This is a genomic window from Rothia sp. (in: high G+C Gram-positive bacteria) (genome assembly GCF_015265375.1).
Lineage (GTDB): Bacteria > Actinomycetota > Actinomycetes > Actinomycetales > Micrococcaceae > Rothia.
Genome location: NZ_JABZXW010000091.1, coordinates 1 through 5,280 on the forward strand (window position 1 = coordinate 1; position 5,280 = coordinate 5,280).

Genomic DNA, 5,280 nt, shown 5'->3' on the forward strand with positions numbered 1-5,280 from the left:
CCCCGCACTGTTTTTTATCTATTGAATTACGTTCTACCTATAAGGCTCAGGTGCAACTATTGCAGTTTATCAGCTTAGTAGACGATGATGGGCTTGAAGCCCTCATCCTCCAGGGCAGAAATAACCTGGCGGCAGTGCTCCACACCCTTGGTCTCCATATCGATCGTAATCGACACGTCACCCATGGAGAGCGAGCCACCCACACGGGTGTGGTCCACACCGGTCACGTTCGCGTCGTTCTCAGAAATAATGCGGGAGATGGTCGCCAGCTCACCCGGGCGGTCAGAAAGCATCATCTTCACGGTCATGTAGCGGCCAGCCGCAGACAGACCGCGCTGAATCACCTTCAGCATCAGCATCGGGTCAATATTGCCGCCGGAGAGCACACACACGACCGTACCCAGGTCGCCGTACTCTTCCTTCAGCTTGCCGTTCATCAGCGCCGCCACGGGCACCGAACCGGCAGGCTCCACCACAAGCTTGTTACGTTCCATCAGGAAGATCAGGGCGCGAGCAATATCGTCTTCACTCACGGTCGCCACATCGTCCACCAGCTCCTTGATGATGGAGAAAGGCATCTGGCCGGGGCGACCCACCGCAATACCATCAGCAATGGTGGAAACCTTCTTCAACGGCACCAGAGCATCCGCAGCCAGCGACAGCGGGTACGCCGCCGCGTGCTCCGCCTGAACACCAATAATCTTAATCTTCTTGCCGAGCTTCTGCTCCTTCGCACGGATAGCAGCGGACAGACCAGCCAGCAGACCGCCGCCGCCAACACCCACAATCACGGTGTCAACATCCGGAACCTGCTCCAGGATTTCCAAACCGATCGTGCCCTGACCGGCAATAATGTCTTCATTGTCGAAGGGGTGCACGAACACCGCGCCGGTCTCTTCGGCATAGCGCTTCGCCTCCGCCAGAGCCTCATCCACGGTCACACCGTGCAACTCAACCTCAGCACCGTGATCACGGGTCGCGGTAATCTTCGGCAGTGCCGCACCCAGCGGCATGTAAATACGAGCCTTAATGCCCAGACGGTCAGCAGCCAGAGCCACACCCTGAGCGTGGTTACCTGCACTCGCCGCCACGACGCCGCGCTTCTTCTCCTCCTCGGAGAGCTTTGCCATGCGCACATACGCGCCGCGCACCTTGAACGAACCGGCGCGTTGCAGGTTCTCACACTTGAAGAACACCTCGGAACCCAGGCGCTGGCTCAGGGCACGCGAATGGGCGACCGGGGTGCGTTCAATAACGCCTTCGAGCAGCTCTGCGGCACGTTCAATATCGGTAATGGTCACGGGCAGGGAGTCGAGATCTACGCTCACGGGTTTTCCATTCTGACGGTGCGTTGTCCCGCGGGCGCGGGATGGTGATGTATTGCTCATCCCATTTTAGAGGATGGGTACAGCGAAGGGGGCTACCCGGTCGCAAGTAGCCCCCTGGCGAGACACCGCCGTAGACGGCATCGCGGCCGGCGGTATCGCCGGGACGAGTTAGCGGTGCGTTATCGAGGGTGGCGGGGTGCCCTACGCCAAAACCTCCCGCTCGATGCAGGCCCCTAGTCTTCGGAGGAGTCCGAAGCCTCGGAAGCCTGGTTCTCAGGCTCCTCAGCCTTCTGACGGCTCGGCACCCGGGAGGCCAGATTCTTGACGCTCTCCTGCCGTTCCTGGGCCTTCTCCTCAGCCTGCTCGCGGCGAGCCACCTCGTGCGGGAAGAGGAACTCCTCCTCACGAGGTGCTTCCTTCTCCCAGTCACGGTTCGCCAGGTAACGCACCACCGCGTTGACCACAGCCAGAGTCGGCACGGCGAACAGAGCACCCACCGCACCAAAAATCATGGAGCCACCAGCCACCGAGAAAATAACCGCCAGCGGGTGCAGGGAGACAGCCTTACCCATAATGAGCGGCTGCAGAATGTGGGATTCGAGCTGCTGAACCAGCAGAACAATACCGAGCATAATCAGCGCCTGCACCGGGCCCAGAGCAACCAGCGCCAGCAGCACAGCCACAGCACCGGAAATGAGGGCACCAATCACCGGAACGAAAGAGCCGAGGAAGACCAACACACCCAGCGGGATAGCCAGCGGAACACCCAGAATTGCGGCACCAATACCGATGCCGATAGCGTCAATAGCCGCCACCAGAATCTGAACGCGCACGTACGCACCCAGGGACTTCCAACCCGCGCGACCCGCACCGTTGACTGCGGCACGCGCATCCTTCGGGAAGAGGCGGGTGACGAACAGCCAGATACGCTCGCCCTCCATCAGGAAGAAAACCAGGGTAAACAGGGTCAGCAGGGTACCGGTCGCAACCTCAGCCGCAGTCGAACCCACCTGAGACACACCGTGCAGCACGGAGCTGGGGTTATTGGTTGCAGCACTCTCCATCTGATCCAGCAGCTGGTTCAGCTGGTCTGCACCGAACTCGTAACCGAGGTCCTTCAGCCAACCAATCAGCTGCTGGTAGCCCTGCATCGCCTTATCCGCCATGGACACAAAACCGCGCAGAATCTGCTGACCGGTCAGCGAAATAATACCGGCGAGCACCAGAATCATACCGATTTCGGCAATAGCCGCCGCGCCACCGGCACGAACGCCCTTCTTACGCAGAAGCATCACGGCGGGGCTCAGCAGAGCCGCCAGCAGCAGAGCCACCAGAAGAGAAATAACCAGCAGGGAGACGTGCCCCAGGCCCTTCCAAAGGATCCAACCGGCACCGGCAATCATAATGATGCGCCACGCCCAAGCACCAGCAACTTCCATAGCAAAAGGCACCCGGTAGCCGCGCTCCTCCTCGGCTACATGTTCTTCTGCGACAGGTGTAATTTTCACGGTGTCTCCAAATCGTTATCGGTGTCGCGCCCGCGCGGGGCAGCTTCGGCTGCCCCAGCGGAAGGCGGTATGTGGTGATGTTGTTGCGCTCCTCCCCTGCGCTTCGATACATCGGGGAAGTAAAGCGGCAAAGGCGGCGGCACCATCACGGTACCGCCGCCTCATCATGAGCTTTAGTCGTTTCTAAAGATGCTTGCCAGGTACATGAGAACACGCAGGATCTCAACGTACAGCCAGACCAGAGAAGCGGTCAGGCCGAAAGCAAGGCGCCAGGACTCACGCTCGGGCAGGCCAGCCTCCACAGCCTCGGAGGTGGTGGTGAAGTCCAGCAGCAGCGAGTAGGTTGCCAGCGCAACAGCGAACAGGCCAACAACCAGACCCAGCGGGATACCACCGATAGAGAAGCTGTTCAGCGAGGAACCGAAGATACCCGCGGTCAGCATGGACACCAGGCCGTAACCCAGGTAGCTGAGCGCACCAATCATGAAAATCTTATTCAGCTTGGGGGTGGTGCGAATCTTGCCGTTGGCGAAGAGAGCCAGGGTCACACCCGCAACCACGAGGGTTGCCAGAACCGCCTGAACTGCCACGCCGGGGTAGCGCATATCCACAACAGCGGACAGACCACCGAGTAGCAGACCTTCCATGAGCGCGTAGGTCATGACCAGAATCGGGGAAACCTTCTTCTTGAAGGAGTTCACCAGACCCAGGACCAGACCGCCAACCATGCCCAGGAGCAGCAGCACCGGTGCATTCCATGCAACAGCGGCACCGACAGCGACCAGGCCCAGGTTGATACCGGTCTTAACCAAGACATCGTTCATGGTCAGGCGCTCACCGGCGGGGATGGGCTCCGAGTAGGTGGGGGCTGCTACGCCGTAGTCAGCCTCACCGTACGGCTGGCCGTACTGTGCCTGCTGACCGTACTGGGGCTGACCATACTGCTGGCCATAGGGCTGCTGGCCGTAGGTGTTCTGGCCGTAGCCCTGCTGATCATACTGCTGACCGTACTGGCCATAGGTCTGCTGCTGACCGTACTGTGCCTGCTGACCGTACTGCGCCTGCTGGCTGGTCTGCTGCGGCTGCGCACCAAAACGACCGAAACGAGAGTCACCCTGAGTGACATTCTTCGTCATTGAATTCAGAAGCGGGTTTCCCGCCATCTTTCTCTCCTTAAACGGGTACAAAACTAATTCTGTTAATTATATCGGATAGATTCTGTGCTCACGGGCGCTGTTCGTTACCAGCATGGGCTTCTAGCGACCTTGCCAGAATATTTCAGGGCGGTGTTTACCTGAGGTTCACCCAGGCCCGCGCCGCCCCGCATGCAAAGGCTTCTGCGCGTCTCTTTGTGAAGCGTCTAGTGCGAAGCTTCCAAACGGTCCAGGAGCTGTTCCAGATACTCCAGAACTGCCTGTTCCTCGTTCGAGCCAATCACCTCATCAGCAGCATTTCGCACAACCTCCGGGGCATTAGACATGGCAACACCCCAGCCCGCGTAGCGGAGCATTTCCATGTCGTTCTCACCGTCACCGAAGGCAAGAATGCCCGCCGGATCAGCATCCAGACGCTCGCATAGGTCCTTCAGACCGGTCGCCTTATTGACACCGGTACGCACCAGGTCAATGGCACCGAAGCCACTCACCATCGGGGTGACGGTCTGCGGAAGAGCCTCACGCAGGTAAACGCTCAGCTGCTGCGTCTGCTTCGGTGGGGTCAGCAGCGGGAACTTAATGGGTGCACCCTCAAAATCTTCAATAGAGTCAACCATGACCGAGCCGGGGAAGAAGAACGCCGCAAAGTCCTCCAGGGTGAGGGTTTCGGGGAGCTCCTGACCAGTGTCTTCAAAATAGCCGCGAATCATGTGCACAATCTGGTCGCAACGATCCTTGGGCAGGTAAATACCCTCGGTGGTGCACACCAGCAGACCGATCTGGTCCAGCCCCTGAACGATTTCAATGACGCGCGGCACGTCTTCATCCAGGAAGGGATGCACGGCAAGCTGGCCGCTGTCATCAGCGAGGTACGCGCCGTTCTCAGCAATGTAGGTGAGGCCCTGGTTTTCGAAGCCCCGCATATAGTCCTGTAGCTTGGCATGGGTATTTCCGCTCGCCACGACGAAGTGGATTCCATGCGCCTGCAGGCGGGATAGGATGCGCGAGAAACGTTCGGTGTCGAAAGTTTTGGAGTCGGTGAGGAAGGTGCCGTCCATATCGACAGCAATGATGGAGGGTATAGTCTGCATGCTGTGCCTTTCTGACTCTGCTGCCCCATTCAGGCTGGGGTGCATCTGTGGCTGCGTCTCTTCTAGGGTCTCACGTTTTTGAGCTCCGGAAGACGGTATGCGGGCGTTTTTGAGAGTGGAGCCCACGGGTACCATCGCTTCCTTCGAGCAGGTGGGCATCCCCATGGCAACCGAACTGGTCGGGGGCATCGTCTTTTAC

The 5,280-nt window shown here is 59.2% G+C and carries 4 protein-coding genes; all 4 read right to left on the reverse strand.

The features are described from left to right. Positions 1–74: 74 nt before the first annotated feature. A complete protein-coding gene (ilvA, locus tag HXO69_RS08620; RefSeq protein ID WP_049350045.1) occupies positions 75–1,328 on the reverse strand; it encodes a threonine ammonia-lyase in 1,254 nt (417 codons plus the stop codon). 233 nt (positions 1,329–1,561) lie between these two features. Next, the gene (locus tag HXO69_RS08625) at positions 1,562–2,836 is read right to left on the reverse strand and encodes an AI-2E family transporter (protein ID WP_296546537.1); all 1,275 of its coding nucleotides are present in this window, start codon (positions 2,834–2,836) and stop codon (positions 1,562–1,564) included. Between the two features lie 173 nt (positions 2,837–3,009). Further along, on the reverse strand, positions 3,010–3,999 hold the full coding sequence (locus HXO69_RS08630) for a Bax inhibitor-1/YccA family protein (protein ID WP_049346804.1): 990 nt from the start codon (positions 3,997–3,999) through the stop codon (positions 3,010–3,012). 197 nt (positions 4,000–4,196) lie between these two features. Beyond that, a complete protein-coding gene (locus tag HXO69_RS08635) occupies positions 4,197–5,081 on the reverse strand; it encodes a Cof-type HAD-IIB family hydrolase (protein ID WP_296546539.1) in 885 nt (294 codons plus the stop codon). Positions 5,082–5,280: the final 199 nt, after the last annotated feature.